Genomic DNA, 1,356 nt, shown 5'->3' on the forward strand with positions numbered 1-1,356 from the left:
GTATGAGTCCCATGGCGTGGTGGGGTTTCGTGGGAGCGGAGCGGCTCTGATGTAGGTGGGGCCATCGGCGAGATTCTTGGTGTGTACGGCCAAGCACTCACCGAAGGAGATCTCACCGATGGCCTTGTCCCAGTCTGCCCTGACCGAGTTGCTCGAGGTATTCCGCGCCGGGGAGGGCGTGGACCTGATCCGTGAAGCCGTGCGGGTCGCGTTGCAGGACCTGGTCGAGCTCGAAGCCACCGAGGTGATCGGCGCGGGCCGCTACGAGCGGTCCGAGGCCCGCACGACCGAGCGCAACGGGTCGCGCCCTCGGGTGCTGACCACCAAGGCCGGCGATGTTCAGCTGGCGATCCCCAAGCTGCGCAAGGGCTCGTTCTTCCCCGAGGTCCTCGCCCCGCGCCGACGGATCGACCAGGCGTTGCACGCGGTGGTGATGGAGGCCTACGTGCACGGGGTGTCCACCCGCAGCGTGGATGACCTGGTCGCCGCGCTCGGCGGTACCGGCATGTCCAAGTCCGAGGTGTCGCGGATCTGTGCCGGCTTGGACGAGACGGTGGGCGCGTTCCGGGCCCGCACCCTGGGTCACGCCGCCTTCCCGTACGTGTTCCTGGACGCGACCTACCTGCACGTGCGCGAGGTCGCCCGCGGGCAGGTGGTCTCCAAGGCCGTCGTGGTCGCCACCGGTGTCACCGAGCACGGCACCCGCGAGATCCTCGGCCTGGACGTCGGCGACAGCGAGGACGAGACGTTCTGGCGCAAGTTCCTCACCGACCTCAAGGACCGTGGCCTGTCCGGGGTGCGCCTGGTGATCTCCGACCAGCACGCCGGACTGGTCAAGGCCCTGACCCGATGCTTCGCCGGGGCCGCGCACCAACGCTGCCGGGTCCACTTCGCCCGCAACCTGCTCGCCCTGGTCCCCAAGTCCCACAAGGACATGGTCGCCGCACTGTTCCGCACGATCTTCGCCCAGCCCGACGACAAGGCGGTGCACGCCACCTGGGACGAAGTGCGCGACCAGCTCGCCAAGGCGTTCCCGAAGATCGGGCCCTTCATGGACGACGCCAAGGCCGAGGTCCTGGCGTTCACCGCGTTCCCCAAGGCGCACTGGTCCAAGATCTGGTCCAACAACCCCATCGAGCGGGTCAACAAGGAGATCAAACGCCGAGCCCGCGTCGTGGGCATCTTCCCCAACGAGGGCGCCGTCATCCGCCTCGTCGGTGCCGTCCTGGCCGACGCCCACGACGAATGGCAAGTCAGCGACCGGCGCTACCTGTCCGAAGCCTCGATGGCGCTGCTGAACACCCCGCGCGATACTGACACCACCGCAATCACCAGCGGCAAGTAGGCACCAAGGTC

General features: G+C 68.1%; 1 protein-coding gene. It reads left to right on the plus strand.

What is annotated here, in order from left to right:
* The first annotated feature begins 118 nt into the window (after positions 1–118).
* Positions 119–1,345 carry an IS256 family transposase gene (locus N801_RS18970; RefSeq protein WP_035940900.1) on the plus strand — a complete coding sequence of 409 codons (1,227 nt, stop codon included), beginning with the start codon at positions 119–121 and terminating at the stop codon, positions 1,343–1,345.
* The last annotated feature ends 11 nt before the right edge of the window (positions 1,346–1,356 follow it).

The organism is Knoellia aerolata DSM 18566, assembly GCF_000768695.1.
Classification (GTDB): domain Bacteria; phylum Actinomycetota; class Actinomycetes; order Actinomycetales; family Dermatophilaceae; genus Knoellia; species Knoellia aerolata.

Coding starts and splice junctions, on each gene's coding strand:
- N801_RS18970 (WP_035940900.1), top strand. CDS start 119: ATGGCCTTGTCCCAGTCTGCCCTGACCGAGTTGCTCGAGGTATTCCGC.